General features: G+C 41.0%; 13 protein-coding genes. 12 read left to right on the top strand and 1 reads right to left on the bottom strand.

Translation table 11 applies throughout. From position 1 onward, the window contains the following. The first annotated feature begins 5 nt into the window (after positions 1-5). The 12 genes from QPX86_RS15965 (at position 6) to dinB (ending at position 12,692) form a co-directional block, all read left to right on the top strand. Positions 6-2,081: a TonB-dependent receptor gene (locus tag QPX86_RS15965; RefSeq protein ID WP_285163177.1), complete on the top strand. Its 2,076-nt coding sequence runs from the start codon at positions 6-8 to the stop codon at positions 2,079-2,081. A gap of 430 nt (positions 2,082-2,511) precedes the next feature. Then, positions 2,512-3,846 (top strand): Na(+)-translocating NADH-quinone reductase subunit A, encoded by a 1,335-nt coding sequence (locus QPX86_RS15960; RefSeq protein ID WP_285163176.1) that lies wholly within the window; start codon positions 2,512-2,514, stop codon positions 3,844-3,846. Beyond that, entirely contained in the window at positions 3,846-5,048 is a 1,203-nt protein-coding gene (locus tag QPX86_RS15955) for an NADH:ubiquinone reductase (Na(+)-transporting) subunit B (protein WP_220751768.1), read from the top strand. Before QPX86_RS15960 ends, QPX86_RS15955 begins: the two co-directional genes overlap by 1 nt. Continuing rightward, positions 5,038-5,832, top strand: a complete 795-nt coding sequence (locus tag QPX86_RS15950; protein ID WP_220751766.1) for a Na(+)-translocating NADH-quinone reductase subunit C — start codon at positions 5,038-5,040, stop codon at positions 5,830-5,832. Before QPX86_RS15955 ends, QPX86_RS15950 begins: the two co-directional genes overlap by 11 nt. Further along, positions 5,832-6,464: an NADH:ubiquinone reductase (Na(+)-transporting) subunit D gene (locus QPX86_RS15945; RefSeq protein WP_055023682.1), complete on the top strand. Its 633-nt coding sequence runs from the start codon at positions 5,832-5,834 to the stop codon at positions 6,462-6,464. Before QPX86_RS15950 ends, QPX86_RS15945 begins: the two co-directional genes overlap by 1 nt. A 5-nt stretch (positions 6,465-6,469) precedes the next feature. Next, on the top strand, positions 6,470-7,078 hold the full coding sequence (gene nqrE / locus QPX86_RS15940) for an NADH:ubiquinone reductase (Na(+)-transporting) subunit E (protein ID WP_153916808.1): 609 nt from the start codon (positions 6,470-6,472) through the stop codon (positions 7,076-7,078). 46 nt (positions 7,079-7,124) lie between these two features. Beyond that, positions 7,125-8,372 carry an NADH:ubiquinone reductase (Na(+)-transporting) subunit F gene (gene nqrF, locus QPX86_RS15935; protein WP_220751764.1) on the top strand — a complete coding sequence of 416 codons (1,248 nt, stop codon included), beginning with the start codon at positions 7,125-7,127 and terminating at the stop codon, positions 8,370-8,372. 134 nt (positions 8,373-8,506) lie between these two features. After that, a complete protein-coding gene (locus QPX86_RS15930; protein WP_220751763.1) occupies positions 8,507-9,520 on the top strand; it encodes an FAD:protein FMN transferase in 1,014 nt (337 codons plus the stop codon). A gap of 72 nt (positions 9,521-9,592) precedes the next feature. Next, positions 9,593-9,814 carry a (Na+)-NQR maturation NqrM gene (gene nqrM, locus QPX86_RS15925; protein ID WP_055023787.1) on the top strand — a complete coding sequence of 74 codons (222 nt, stop codon included), beginning with the start codon at positions 9,593-9,595 and terminating at the stop codon, positions 9,812-9,814. A gap of 425 nt (positions 9,815-10,239) precedes the next feature. Further along, positions 10,240-10,710: a bacterioferritin gene (gene bfr / locus QPX86_RS15920; RefSeq protein WP_220751761.1), complete on the top strand. Its 471-nt coding sequence runs from the start codon at positions 10,240-10,242 to the stop codon at positions 10,708-10,710. Between the two features lie 12 nt (positions 10,711-10,722). After that, on the top strand, positions 10,723-11,190 hold the full coding sequence (gene bfr, locus QPX86_RS15915) for a bacterioferritin (protein WP_102528441.1): 468 nt from the start codon (positions 10,723-10,725) through the stop codon (positions 11,188-11,190). Between the two features lie 413 nt (positions 11,191-11,603). Next, positions 11,604-12,692 carry a DNA polymerase IV gene (gene dinB, locus QPX86_RS15910; RefSeq protein WP_220751760.1) on the top strand — a complete coding sequence of 363 codons (1,089 nt, stop codon included), beginning with the start codon at positions 11,604-11,606 and terminating at the stop codon, positions 12,690-12,692. Between the two features lie 76 nt (positions 12,693-12,768). Here dinB and QPX86_RS15905 read toward each other — a convergent pair whose 3' ends face one another. Further along, complete coding sequence (locus QPX86_RS15905; protein ID WP_220751757.1) at positions 12,769-14,229, bottom strand: aminoacyl-histidine dipeptidase; 1,461 nt, start codon at positions 14,227-14,229, stop codon at positions 12,769-12,771. Positions 14,230-14,311: the final 82 nt, after the last annotated feature.

Here is a 14,311-nt window from a genome sequence, read left to right as displayed (position 1 = left end):
TAATCATGTCTAAAAGTCAATTCAGCTTGTCTGTAATTGCTTCTGCTGTGCTTTTTGTTTGTCATTCAGGTTCAAGCTTTGCAGCAACCTCAGTTACTGCTTCAATGGATGAGTCAAACAATACTGTTGTACTAAATCAGCCGCAGACGGCTCCGTTACATTATCGAGATAGTACAATTCCGTTAGCGTTTTCAGGCATGACTGTTTTACCAAATAGTCATGGTCAAGCGACAGACGTGACCCATCGCGGCGCGATGAATGGTATTGCAATCACTCAAGATCGTGTGAGCTTTTCTCCCTCTCCTTATGCAGCACCTCAACTGGTACTTCAGCCCAATTTAGCTCTGCAAAGTAAAATATCGACCTTGAGTTTAAGCGATGTCACTAAAGGTGGGATGGGCGCATTTGGCCATGTCAATTACACCAGTGCGCAAATTAGCTCTGCAGAACTTGGTGGCCGAGCTAATATCGAGATCAATGAAAATGGCGATGGCCATGTAGGTGCTATTGCCAGCGGTTTAAATAAAGAATACGGCATGATGCTAGCGGTGGACTATCAAAACACTGCTCAAGAAACTGGCTTCGTCAGTGGCTTTGATGACGAACAAACCCATACTGACATTATGTTTAAGATTAATGCCGACAGCTTAGTGGGCGCTCGTAATCCACAACAAACTGAGTTTATGTATCAATATACAAATTCAGATAGTGGCTTCTCGAATATTGGCCTAACGGCGCAGGACTGGGCGACTAATCCTGGCACTCGCTATTCAGCGACTCAAAATGACAAACAAGAAGGCCAGCGCCATAAATATCAAGTCAGTCATATCGTCGACTTAACGGGTGGCACTCAAATGGTGTCAGACTTTTACTATCAATCTTATGATGAACAAAAATCTCAACTTAATTCATTGGACGGCACCTTTATTGGTCTTAGTGAATTACAAACCATTGCTGATTTTGATATGAACCCTGTTGGCAGCAATAATCTTTCTTCAATGTTAGAAGATAACCACTATGCGGGTTATGGACTGCAAACTGAAGGAACGAGCCAATACGGTGAACATCAAGTAACTTACGGCGCGCTTTATCATTCCGATAAAGCTGAAATGAAATTTGGTCAGCAAGATTGGTTATGGAGTGACGATAGAAGCCTTTCTAGCATTAATGTTGATAAAGCTGTGCTTGCGTATGTTGATGATGTCAACGTACTCACTACCACAGCGGATGCAAAGTTAAATTATGGCGCCTTGTCATTTAATTTAGGCCTTGCCTTTGAAAATGTCAGCACCACTCGTGAAGTGAGTACTGAAGCTTACGGAATTGAAGCTGCTGACTTTTCTGATGATGGTTGGATCCCATCAATTGAAATTGCTTATGCTACAGGTGCTTGGAAAGCAGCAATTGCTGCTAAACAAGCTTGGAGCGCTGCAGCTGCTGGTAATGCTACTCAACAAGCTCAAGAGTCAATGCAGTATCAATTAGGGCTAACTTATCAGACTGACACGCTTAATCTTGGTGTGAACATATATATGCAAGATTTTGATAATCAGCATATTAGCTGTATGTGGAGTATGGCGTGTGATTATTCGCAGCGCTACGTTCAAGAGAACATTGAGGACGTTAGTGTTAACGGTGTTGATGTATCCGCTGACTATCAGTTTGCATTCGACAGCTTTGCAATTCCAATTTCAATTCAGTATCAATACAGTCAAGCTGAGTTTGGTGAGTCAGGGACTAATGACTTAATTGGGCTTTATGTGGAAGGCGAGCAATTGCCTTGGGTGCCTGAGCAACAATTAGCGTTAAGTAGTGGCATTATCGTCGGTAAATTCAGTTTTATGGCGCAAGGTCTTTATCAGTCAGAGCTAGGCTATGCGACAGCCTTTAATGGTGGTCAGCAAATAGATGAGCAATGGAAAGTAGATATTGCTGCCAATTATCATATCTCAGAAGTGCATGAAATTTATTTACGCGTAGAAAATGTACTGGATGAAGATTTAGTGAGCCAACAATCTTCCCTAGGAATAAGTTCTCAAGGTGAAATGTTGAGTTACTTAGGCTATCAAGCGCGTTTCTAAAAAAATACAATCACCTCAATATTACCTACCTGACTGTTTTAAAAGTGCTTTAGTATGGGCGGTTTAAGCCCATACTAACTGCTACATTTGTTAAAAAATAGATAAACCACTTCTTGTATTAATTCTTTTAAAATTAATGCTATAGTGCTCTTGTTACTGAATTATTGCATCGGATCGCTTGATATCAGTCTTTTCCACACCCTAAATAGGTGTAATTGTTTAAAAATGAACAATCATAAATTTCAATCACCTATTATTTTCGTGGCGATAGCGCACATTTTGGGGTAAAATGCGCGCGACCAGCGTGATTGCGATCGCATTTCCGTGATAAATCTGCGCTAGCTCAACACTGAAGTGTTTGTTAACACTTTGTTTTTTTTGGGTAGGAACGCGGCGCATTGTCTTTCCTTCAAACGTAGTGCTTGTGGATATGATTACAATAAAGAAAGGATTGGAACTACCTCTAGCAGGTGGCCCAGAGCAAGTTATCCATAATGGCCCAGCCATTAAGAATGTCGCCACTTTGGGTGAAGAGTATATTGGCTTACGTCCAACGATGAAAATCAAGGTTGGCGAAAAAGTTAAGAAAGGCCAGGTTATTTTTGAAGATAAAAAAAACCTAGGCGTAAAATATACTGCTTTAGCTAGTGGGACTGTATTAGAAATTAACCGGGGTGCGAAACGTGTACTTCAGTCAGTTGTAATTGAAGTGGAAGGTGACGATAAAGTCAGCTTTATTCAATACAGTGCTGACGCTTTAAACACGTTAGATGCAGCTGTTGTCAAAGAGAACTTGATTGAATCAGGTCTATGGACAGCTTTGCGTACTCGCCCTTTCAGTAAAGTACCTGCAGTCGACTCTGTCGCCGCTGGTATTTTCGTCACCGCAATAGATACCCAACCACTAGCTGCAGACCCTGCAATTGTGATTGCTGAGCACAAAGAAGATTTTGCAAACGGTTTAACCCTCCTTGCTAAATTGACTGAAGGCAAAGTGTTCCTTGCTAAAGCACCTGGTGCAGATATTCCTTCAGGGAATGCTCAAGTTGAAGAGTTTGCTGGTAAACATCCAGCTGGCTTAGCGGGTACTCATATTCATCACTTACTTCCTGCATCTGCAACACGCACTGTGTGGCATGTTGGCTATCAAGATGTGATTGCAATCGGTCAGCTTTTTACTCAAGGCGAACTTAACACTCAACGTGTTATCGCTATTGGTGGCCCAGAAGCTAAGAACCCACGTTTAATTCGTACGGTTCTAGGTGCAAGCACGACTGAAATCACTGCTGGTGAAGTTGAAGGTAATACGGTTCGTGTTATCTCAGGTTCAGTATTAAGTGGTCGTCAAGCTGCAGGTCCTCACGCTTACCTTGGTCGTTATCATCAACAAATTAGTTTGTTGCTTGAAGGGACTGAAAAAGAATTATTCGGTTGGGCAATGCCTGGCAGCGATAAGTTCTCTATCACTCGTGCTTTCTTAGGTCACTTAAACCGTACTGGTCTGTTCAATATGACCACCAGTACTGGTGGTTCTGACCGTGCAATGGTGCCGATTGGTAACTATGAACGTGTTGTTCCGTTAGACATCTTACCGACAATGTTACTTCGCGATTTAGTTTCTGGTGATTATGACGGTGCAGCTGCACTGGGCGCACTAGAACTAGACGAAGAAGACTTGGCATTATGTACCTTCGTATGTCCAGGCAAGTATGACTACGGTACATACCTGCGTGATTGTTTAGATACGATCGAGAGGGAAGGCTAATGAGCTTGAAAGATTTTATCGAGCGTATTGAACCGCAATTTGAAAAAGGCGGTAAGTACGAAAAGTGGTATGCCCTTTATGAAGCGGCAGCTACTGTGTTTTATACTCCAGGTAAAGTAAACAAAGGTAGCACGCACGTGCGTGATAACCTTGACCTTAAGCGTATGATGATTACGGTTTGGGCCTGTACTTTCCCTGCGATGTTCTTTGGTATGTACAACGTTGGCTTACAAGCTCAAGATGCGCTTATTGCTGGTTTTGCTACTCCTGATGTATGGCAAGTCAGCCTATTTAGCTTATTCGGTACTGAGCTAACAGCAGACTCTGGCATAGCTGCCTTAATGTGGTACGGCGCCTGTTGGTTCTTACCTATCTATGCAGTGACCTTTGCAGTTGGTGGTTTTTGGGAAGTATTATTCGCTTCTGTACGTGGCCACGAAGTTAACGAAGGTTTCTTTGTAACATCGATTCTTTTTGCTCTGACGCTGCCAGCAACAATTCCATTATGGATGGTTGCACTAGGTATTACCTTCGGTGTCGTTGTTGCTAAAGAAGTGTTTGGTGGTACAGGTCGTAACTTCCTAAACCCTGCATTAGCCGGTCGTGCTTTCCTATTCTTTGCTTACCCACTAAACATGTCTGGTGACACGTCTTGGGTTGTGGCTGACGGTTACTCTGGTGCAACTGCACTGAGCCAAGCTGCACAGGGCACACTAGAATACGGTATCACTCAAGATTGGTGGGATGCATTCTTTGGCTTCATTCCGGGTTCTGTCGGTGAAGTGTCTACTTTCGCTATCCTATTAGGCGGCGCGGTTATCGTTTATACCCGTATTGCTTCTTGGCGCATTATTGCTGGGGTGTTACTGGGTATGATTGCAGTTTCAACTCTGCTTAATCTTATCGGTAGTGATACTAATGCAATGTTTGCTACGCCTTGGTATTGGCATCTAGTTTTAGGTGGCTTTGCATTCGGTATGATGTTTATGGCGACTGACCCAGTTTCTGCTTCATTCACTAATAATGCGAAATGGGCTTACGGTCTTCTGATTGGTGCCATGGCAGTGTTTATTCGTGTTATTAACCCAGCATTCCCAGAAGGCATGATGTTAGCAATTCTATTCGCTAACTTATTCGCACCTTTATTTGACCATTTTGTGGTTCAAGCAAATGTTAAGCGGAGGATTTCACGTGGCCAGTAATAAAGAATCAATCGGCAAAACATTATTTGTTGTTGTTGGTCTTTGCTTTGTTTGCTCAATGTTTGTTTCGACAGCAGCAGTGTTATTAAAGCCGACTCAACAGCAAAATAAATTGCTAGATAAGCAAAAGTACATTCTTGAAGCAGCAGGCTTAGTGGATACTAAAGCCGGTAAAGTAGAGAAAGAAGTTATCATCGAAACATACAACAAGTATGTTGAAGCACGCCTAGTTGATTTAAAATCAGGTGACTTCGTAGAAGGTGATGCTGATACTTTTGATGTTGAAAAAGCAGCACGTACTCCAGCAACATCTTTCAAGCCTGAAAATGATATTGCATCAGTGAAGCGCGTAGCAAACCAAGGTGTTGTTTATCTTGTTAAAGATGATAGCAATGAACTGCAAACCGTTATTATTCCTGTTAAAGGATACGGTTTATGGTCAACCATGTTTGCATTCTTAGCCGTTGAACCTGATATGAATACTATTCGTAGCTTAGTGTATTACGACTTCACCGGTTCTGGTGAAACGCCAGGTCTAGGTGGTGAAGTTCAGAACCCACAATGGGTTGCTAAGTGGCAAGGTAAGAAACTTTATGATGACAATGGCGAGTTAGCTATTCAAGTCACTAAGATCCCAACTGTTGCTTCTTCAGTTCATGGCGTAGATGCTTTATCTGGCGCAACACTAACAAGTAATGGTGTTCAGCATTCACTTACGTTCTGGTTAGGTGAAGAAGGTTTTGCACGCTTTATCGAAAAAGCACGCAATGGAGGACTGAGCTAATGGCTGATGCTAAAGAACTTAAACAGGTTCTAACTGGACCTATCATTAACAACAACCCAATTGCTCTGCAAATTCTGGGTGTATGTAGTGCGCTAGCTGTGACCGCTAAAATGGAAACAGCCATCGTAATGACATTAGCATTGACTGCGGTTACGGCATTTTCGAACTTATTTATTTCGATTTTACGTAATCACATTCCAAGTAGTGTTCGTATTATTGTGCAAATGACCATCATTGCTTCATTAGTAATTGTGGTAGACCAAGTATTGCAAGCTTACGCCTATGACGTAGCGAAGCAGTTATCAGTATTCGTTGGTTTGATTATTACTAACTGTATTGTAATGGGTCGTGCAGAAGCCTATGCGATGAAAACACCACCTTTAATGAGCTTCATGGACGGTATCGGTAACGGCTTAGGCTACGGTGCAATCCTATTATCAGTTGGCTTCTTCCGTGAGCTATTTGGTAACGGCTCATTATTTGGCGTTGAAATCCTAAGCAAAGTCTCTGACGGTGGTTGGTACCAGCCAAATGGTTTGTTACTTCTTCCTCCTAGTGCGTTCTTCTTGATCGGTATGTTGATCTGGATTATTCGTACTTATAAGCCAGAGCAAGTAGAAGCAAAAGGGTAAGCGCAATGGAACATTATATTAGTCTGTTAATTCGTTCGATATTCATTGAGAACATGGCATTAGCCTTCTTCTTGGGTATGTGTACTTTCTTAGCTGTGTCTAAGAAAGTCACCACAGCGATGGGCCTTGGTGTAGCAGTAATTGTGGTTCTTGCCATTGCTGTACCAGTTAACCAAATCATCTACCAAGGATTATTAGCACCAGGCGCGCTTGCTTGGGCTGGTGTTCCTGATGCAGATTTGAGCTTCTTGAAGTTCATTACCTTCATCGGTGTTATCGCTGCTTTAGTACAAATTTTGGAAATGGCGTTAGATAAGTATTTTCCACCTTTGTATAACGCGTTAGGTATTTTCTTACCATTGATCACCGTAAACTGTGCGATTTTTGGTGCAGTTTCATTCATGGTTGAGCGTGATTACAACCTTGGCGAGAGTTTAGTATTCGGTATTGGCTCTGGTATTGGTTGGGCTTTAGCAATCGTATTGCTAGCAGGTCTTCGCGAGAAAATGAAGTATTCTGATGTGCCAAAAGGCTTACGTGGTTTAGGTATTACCTTCATCACTTCAGGCTTAATGGCGCTAGGTTTCATGTCGTTCTCAGGTGTATCTCTTTAAGAGAGACCTTACGACGTATTAATTTGAACCTTAAAGGATAAAGTTAATGGATATTCTTAACGCTACTCCAATAGATGTTTATCTAGGTGTGAGTATGTTTACCGCCATCGTACTGATTTTAGTTTTAGTGATTTTATTCGCTAAATCTAAGTTAGTCGCTAGCGGTGATATCACTATCTCAATCAATGATGATAGCGATAAAGCAATTAAAACAGGTGCGGGTAATAAACTATTAGGTGCGTTAGCAGATAATGGTATTTTCGTATCAAGTGCCTGTGGTGGCGGTGGCTCATGTGGTCAGTGTCGCGTTAACATTAAGTCTGGTGGTGGTGATATTCTACCTACCGAACTTGATCATATTAGCAAAGGTGAAGCTCGTCAGGGTTGTCGATTAGCCTGTCAGGTTAACGTTAAAACTGATATGGACATCGAACTTGATGAAGAAATTTTCGGCATCAAGAAATGGGAATGTGAAGTTATCTCAAACGATAACAAAGCAACGTTCATTAAAGAACTTAAGCTGCAAATTCCTGGTGATGAATCTGTACCTTTCCGCGCCGGTGGTTACATTCAGATTGAAGCACCAGCTCACCATGTTAAATATGCAGATTTTGATGTTCCTGCAGAATACCGTGGCGACTGGGAGCACTTTGGCTTCTTCAACTTAGAATCAAAAGTTGATGAAGAGACCATTCGTGCATATTCAATGGCAAACTATCCAGAAGAATTTGGTATCATTATGTTGAACGTGCGTATTGCTACGCCGCCGCCACGTAATTTGACCTTACCTTGTGGTAAAATGTCATCGTACATCTGGAGCCTAAAAGAAGGTGACAAAGTCACTATCTCTGGTCCATTTGGTGAGTTCTTTGCTAAAGAAACAGATGCTGAAATGGTGTTTGTTGGTGGTGGTGCTGGTATGGCGCCAATGCGTTCACACATCTTCGACCAGCTTAAGCGTCTTAACTCTAAGCGTAAGATGAGTTTCTGGTATGGTGCTCGTTCTAAGCGTGAAATGTTCTATGTTGAAGATTTTGACGGTTTAGCATCAACCAATGAAAACTTTGAGTGGCACGTTGCATTATCTGATCCGCAAGAAGAAGATAACTGGGATGGCTACACTGGTTTCATTCATAACGTATTGTACGAAAACTACTTACGTGACCATGATGCACCAGAAGATTGTGAGTTCTACATGTGTGGACCTCCAATGATGAATGCTGCCGTAATCGGTATGCTTAAAGACTTAGGTGTTGAAGATGAAAACATCTTGCTCGATGACTTTGGTGGCTAATGCGTTAATCCTTAAAGATTAGCAATTAACCAAAAGACATTGAACGTCATAAATTGCAGCTCGCTGACACGGAGGTCACTCTAGTTAGTAAGCTGCAATTTTTTATTTTAGATATTACTAATTTGAAGTTTGAAATGATAAAGATTGCTATAAAATCGATTGCTGTATCCCTTGTTTTATTATTCCTAACAGCTTGTGGAACTGAAGATAAAATCGTGTCACTTGCTGGAAAAACGATGGGCACTACTTACCATATTAAAGTGGTACGTAATGACCGTTTACCAACGACACAATTACTGCAAGCTGAAATCGATATTGCGCTTGAGTTGGTGAATGATCAAATGTCGACTTATAGGCCGAGATCTGAATTATCAAAATTTAATCAGCTTGGAATTAATCAAAGTATTACCGTTTCAGAAGATACGATAGAAGTCTTCAAAGAAGGGTTACGACTCTATGATGTTACTGATGGCGCACTTGATATTACCCTAGGCCCATTAGTCAATTTATGGGGTTTTGGGCCAGATAAACGTCCAACTGAAATACCAAGCGCAGAAACCATTGAAAGAGTGAAAGCCAAAGCCGATATTAACGGTTTTACTATTAATGGATTAAAACTGACTAAAACTAACCCTGATTTATATGTCGATTTATCATCATTAGCCAAAGGCTATGGTGTCGATAAAATAGCGAACTTACTAGATAAGTACCAAGTAGAAGGTTACTTAGTCGAAATCGGTGGTGAAATCAGCGTTAAAGGCGTTAAAGATGATGGTGCGCCTTGGCGTATCGCTGTTGAAAAACCTTCAACAGAAGGGGCGTCGGTTCAACAAGTTGTTGAACCAGGGAACATGGCACTGGCAACATCTGGTGACTACCGAATTTATTACGAAGAAAATGGCGAACGCTTTTCGCATTTAATCGATCCTCGCACAGGGTATCCAATTAAGCATAAGCTAGCCTCTGTTACTGTCTTGCACCCTAGCAGTATGACTGCAGATGCTTATGCGACTGCTATGATGGTGTTAGGTACTGAGGCTTCATTAGCTTTGGCACACGATCAGCACTTACCAGTGATGCTGATTGAAAAAGATGGTGAAGATTATGATGTGTTTTACAGTGAAGCATTTGCACCGTACATTCAATAAATGCGACAAAATTAAGACGATGAGTTTCACTATGCGATATTTCCAGATCAGAAGAAAAAGTTGGAGAACATTATGAGTACCTTTATTGCAGCGTTCGTTGTGTTGTTATTATTTTTTCTATTGATGTCTGTTGGCTATATCATCAAGAGAAAAGCAGTTGAAGGCAGCTGCGGTGGTTTAGGTGTATTAGGTATTGAAAAAGCTTGTGACTGCGATGACCCATGTGATAAACGTAAACGCCGTATGGCTGAGTCTGAGCGAGAAGCAAAGTTAAATCAAAATCGCATCATTTAATCACTTTTAGCCATGTTATTGGCACAGTGGACTAGTGAAAAATTCTATTGGCATTTTCTTTAACAAGAAGGTGTCAAAAATAAAATCCAGATGAGCTTTTGCTTATCTGGATTTTTTTTCAGGAAATAACTATGCAGTTAGATACAAACTTTACAAAACTATTTTGAGGTGTTTTCAATTAACAATTTCACTGATTTTTGTGATTTTACGCATGTTTGATAATTGACGTTTTTCCATAGAGGCGTGATTCTATTGAAGATAGTTAGCATCAGGAATTTATGAACCTAGTTAATAACCTAAGTTATAATGATAATGATTATCAATAACTAAGGTCATGATTTTAAACGATATTTGTGTTTTGTGAACGTATGTACTATTCTGTTGGAAATTGATCCAGATCAATCTTGCATTTAAAGGACAAAATCATGAAAGGCCATCCAAAAGTAATTAGTCAGCTAAACCGTGTGCTGACTTGTGAGTTAACTGCAATTAACCAATATTTCTTGCATGCGCGCATGTTTAAGCATTGGGGATTAGAAAACCTCAATGAAAAAGAATACAAAAAGTCGATTCAAGACATGAAACATGCTGACAAGTTAATTGAGCGTGTATTGTTTTTGGAAGGCCTGCCTAACTTACAACAGTTAGACAAATTACGTATTGGTGAGCACTGTGAAGAAATGCTTGATTGTGATGAGCAAGCGCTAACTGAACAATTAGTGGTATTGCGTGAAACTATCAAGTTGTGTGAAGCAGAGCGCGATTATGTTAGCCGCGACTTATTAGAAGATTTACTCGAAGATGAAGAAGAACATCTAGATTGGATTGAATCTCAAAAAGAATTGATCAATCAAACAGGTATTCAAAACTACCTTCAATCACAAATTAAAGATTAATAGGAAATTAACATGAAAGGTAATCCAGAAGTCATTGCAGCGCTTAACGCACTATTAACCGGTGAATTGTCGGCTATGGACCAGTACTTTGTACATGCTCACATGTATGAAGATTGGGGATTTGACGAACTATACACGCGTATTCTTCATGAGTCTGATGATGAAAAGGCCCATGCTGCTAAGCTTGTTCAGCGCATCTTGTTCCTTGAAGGCACACCTGATGTTGCAAGCCGTGAAGCATTAAACATCGGTAAAGACGTTGAAGAAATGCTGAAGAACGACCTAAACTATGAATACGCAGTTGCAGATCATTTACGTGAAGTGATAGCGCTATGTGAAGCCAAAGAAGACTTCCAAACTCGCGAAATCTTAGAAGTATTACTTGATGATACTGAATCAGATCACATGTACTGGTTAGAAAAACAAATTAGACTGATTGATCGCGTTGGTTTACAGAATTACCTACAGACAAAAATGTAGTTTTCTATCAGGCAGCTAATTAAAAACTAGCTTGCCGCGCGAAGTCATCATACTTAGCCCAACGATGTTGGGCTTTTTTGTGTCTATTTTTCAGTTTGGCTTTTTTGTAGATATTTTTTGAGGGGTAATAACTGATACCAACTAAAACAGAAACTTATAATTAACTCATTGAACAATAAATAGTGATACTGTTTTTATATACAGTGTTTTGTGTACAAACTTCTATGTTTTGGCTATTATCTTCTTTTAGTCGCTTAGTGGGCACTAGTATCCAGTTATTAACTAAGCCAGACATTACACAAGATGCTACAGCGCTAATGACCAATAAGCTGCATCGGATAAGTCAGCCACACCAATAGCTGATGGAACAACACTCAAACTAATGATGACTCAGCAACAGATATAGATTAACGATGACAAACTCAGTACGAAAAATTATTCATATCGACATGGATTGTTATTTCGCCGCAGTGGAAATGCGCGACTTTCCTGAGCTTCGAGGTAAGCCCTTAGCAGTAGGTGGGAGAAGTGATCGTAGAGGTGTCATCAGTACCTGCAATTATGAAGCGCGTGAATTTGGAGTGCGCTCTGCCATGTCGAGTTACCAGGCACTTAAATTGTGCCCAAATCTTACATTAGTGCCTGGGCGTATGAATGTATACAAATCTGTTTCTGTGCAAATTCGTGAAATTTTTCATCGTTACACTGACTTAGTTGAACCATTGTCGTTAGATGAGGCTTATCTTGATGTCACTGATTGTAAGGAGTGTAAGGGCAGTGCTACATTGATTGCAGAGGCCATTCGTAAAGAGATTTTTGACGTGACTGGCTTAACAGCATCGGCAGGTGTTGCTCCGATTAAGTTCTTAGCTAAGATAGCGTCTGATTTAAATAAACCCAATGGCCAGTATGTGATCCCGCCTGATGCCATCGCAGATTTTGTTAAGCCTCTGACATTAAATAAAATTCCAGGAGTAGGTAAAGTTACCTCGGCTAAGTTGGCCGCATTAGGCCTGAATACATGTGCCGATGTGCAGCAGTACCCAAGTGATAAGTTAATTACGGCATTTGGTAAGTTTGGTGGTGTTTTAATAGAGCGTTCTCAAGGTATTGATAATCGATTGATTAGTCCAAATAGAATTCGAAAATCAGTAGGGGTTGAAACGACACTTGCGCAAGATATTTTCACTCTTGAGCAATGTAATAACGTCATGCCACAACTTATTCAAGAGTTGATTGCTAGGGTGCACCGAAGTGCTAAAGACAGACAGATCCATAAACAAGTGGTGAAGCTTAAGTTTAATGATTTTAAACAAACCACGATTGAGCATAGAAGTGATGAGATTTCGGTTAATTTATTTCAAGAGCTACTGACACAAGCATTAGAGCGAGCTAATGGCAGGGGGATCCGTTTGGTGGGCGTCTCCGTTGGACTTGCTGATATTGTAATTGAAACTGCTGAACAATCACGTAGTAGTGAGCAATTAGATTTAAACTTTTAAGATTAAGGTGACTGAAAACTTGCTAATAAAAAAGGCTGTCAAATGGCAGCCTTTTAATTGAATTCTAATTCGAAACCTAGTCTTTAGCTGGAATACGTTCTAGTACAGCTAATAGTAGCTCCCAGTATTGACCCACTGTGGTGATGTTAACCATTTCATCTGGGCTGTGTGGGTAGCGAATCGTAGGACCAATCGAGACCATATCCATTGTTGGGTAAGGCTCTTTAAATAGTCCACATTCAAGACCTGCATGGATGACCATGATAGTAGGATCTTTTTTGTAGATGTCATTGTAAGTATCACGAACAATGGCCATAACAGGGGAGTTATTATCAGGCTTCCAACCAGGGTAAGCGCCAGATAGCCCAATACTTGCACCTGAAAGATTGGCAAGTGCAGTTAATTGAGTTTCAATTTCAACGCGACCTGAATCAATTAATGAGCGGATTAGACATAACACTTCAACAGATTCATTTTCAGTGTTGATAACACCAACATTTAATGAAGTTTCAGTTACGCCTTCAACTTCATCACTCATGCGCATTACGCCGTTAGGGCATGCGTGGAGTAAATCAATTAAGGTGTTTTGCGCATCTTCACTCATGACTTTTTCTGGCGCATCCACTGTTGCAAGTGTTAGCAGCATATCTGGATCGGCAATTGATAATTCTGCGCGTACAATTGCTTGGAACTCACTTATCGCTTGTTCAAGGTTTGCTTGGTTGTCACTTGGTAACATAAAGCTAATGCTGGCTTCACGAGGGATGGCATTACGTAGTGATCCGCCAGTGAAATTAACCAGCTCTAGAGCAAGGTCATCAGCGTAGCTAAATAAGAAGCGGGCAAGTAACTTATTGGCATTACCGCGACCTAAATGGATGTTCACGCCAGAGTGACCACCTTTAAGCCCTGATAAGGTCAAGCTAAAGCTTGCGTTGGTTTGCTCAGGGGCTTGCCAAGACATTGGCACGCTTAATTGAGCGTCAACACCGCCTGCGCAACCCATGTAAATTTCGCCTTCTTGTTCAGAATCGGTATTAATTAAAATATCCGCATCCAACATGCCTGCTTCAAGACCGAAAGCGCCAGTCATACCGGCTTCTTCATCAATGGTCAGTAACACTTCTAATGGGCCGTGTTTGATATCATCTGCGCCAAGCACTGCTAAAGCTGATGCCATACCAATACCATTATCTGAACCTAAGGTCGTGCCATTGGCTTTAACCCATTCGCCATCAACGTATGCTTCAATGGGATCTTTCTCGAAGTCATGTTCTTTGTCGGCGTTTTTTTGCGGCACCATATCTATGTGGGCTTGAAGTACCACAACTTTACGATCTTCCATACCTGGAAAAGCAGGCTTTTTAATGATGAGGTTTCCCACTTTGTCTTCGACAACACTTAAGCTTTTTGACTTAGCCCATTGCTGAATATGTTCACTTAATGCTTGTTCGAATTTTGAAGGATGCGGAATTGAACAAATCTGTTCAAACCATTGCCATAGAGGCTGAGGATATAATTGATTGATCGCTGTCACGAAGACTCCCTTATTTGTTTTTGAGGTGGGAATAGATGGTCAACAGTCTAGCATATCAAGCAAGTTTGACTGTGATCTGTGG

This window comes from Shewanella goraebulensis (genome assembly GCF_030252245.1).
Taxonomy (GTDB): Bacteria; Pseudomonadota; Gammaproteobacteria; order Enterobacterales; family Shewanellaceae; genus Shewanella; species Shewanella goraebulensis.
This window is presented reverse-complemented; position numbering and strand designations above follow the sequence as displayed.

What these genes read in the sequence shown, in the direction of transcription:
- QPX86_RS15965 (WP_285163177.1), top strand. Translation starts at nt 6, where the DNA reads ATGTCTAAAAGTCAATTCAGCTTGTCTGTAATTGCTTCTGCTGTGCTT.
- QPX86_RS15960 (WP_285163176.1), top strand. Translation starts at nt 2,512, where the DNA reads ATGATTACAATAAAGAAAGGATTGGAACTACCTCTAGCAGGTGGCCCA.
- QPX86_RS15955 (WP_220751768.1), top strand. Translation starts at nt 3,846, where the DNA reads ATGAGCTTGAAAGATTTTATCGAGCGTATTGAACCGCAATTTGAAAAA.
- QPX86_RS15945 (WP_055023682.1), top strand. Translation starts at nt 5,832, where the DNA reads ATGGCTGATGCTAAAGAACTTAAACAGGTTCTAACTGGACCTATCATT.
- nqrE (WP_153916808.1), top strand. Translation starts at nt 6,470, where the DNA reads ATGGAACATTATATTAGTCTGTTAATTCGTTCGATATTCATTGAGAAC.
- nqrF (WP_220751764.1), top strand. Translation starts at nt 7,125, where the DNA reads ATGGATATTCTTAACGCTACTCCAATAGATGTTTATCTAGGTGTGAGT.
- QPX86_RS15930 (WP_220751763.1), top strand. Translation starts at nt 8,507, where the DNA reads ATGATAAAGATTGCTATAAAATCGATTGCTGTATCCCTTGTTTTATTA.
- nqrM (WP_055023787.1), top strand. Translation starts at nt 9,593, where the DNA reads ATGAGTACCTTTATTGCAGCGTTCGTTGTGTTGTTATTATTTTTTCTA.
- bfr (WP_220751761.1), top strand. Translation starts at nt 10,240, where the DNA reads ATGAAAGGCCATCCAAAAGTAATTAGTCAGCTAAACCGTGTGCTGACT.
- bfr (WP_102528441.1), top strand. Translation starts at nt 10,723, where the DNA reads ATGAAAGGTAATCCAGAAGTCATTGCAGCGCTTAACGCACTATTAACC.
- dinB (WP_220751760.1), top strand. Translation starts at nt 11,604, where the DNA reads ATGACAAACTCAGTACGAAAAATTATTCATATCGACATGGATTGTTAT.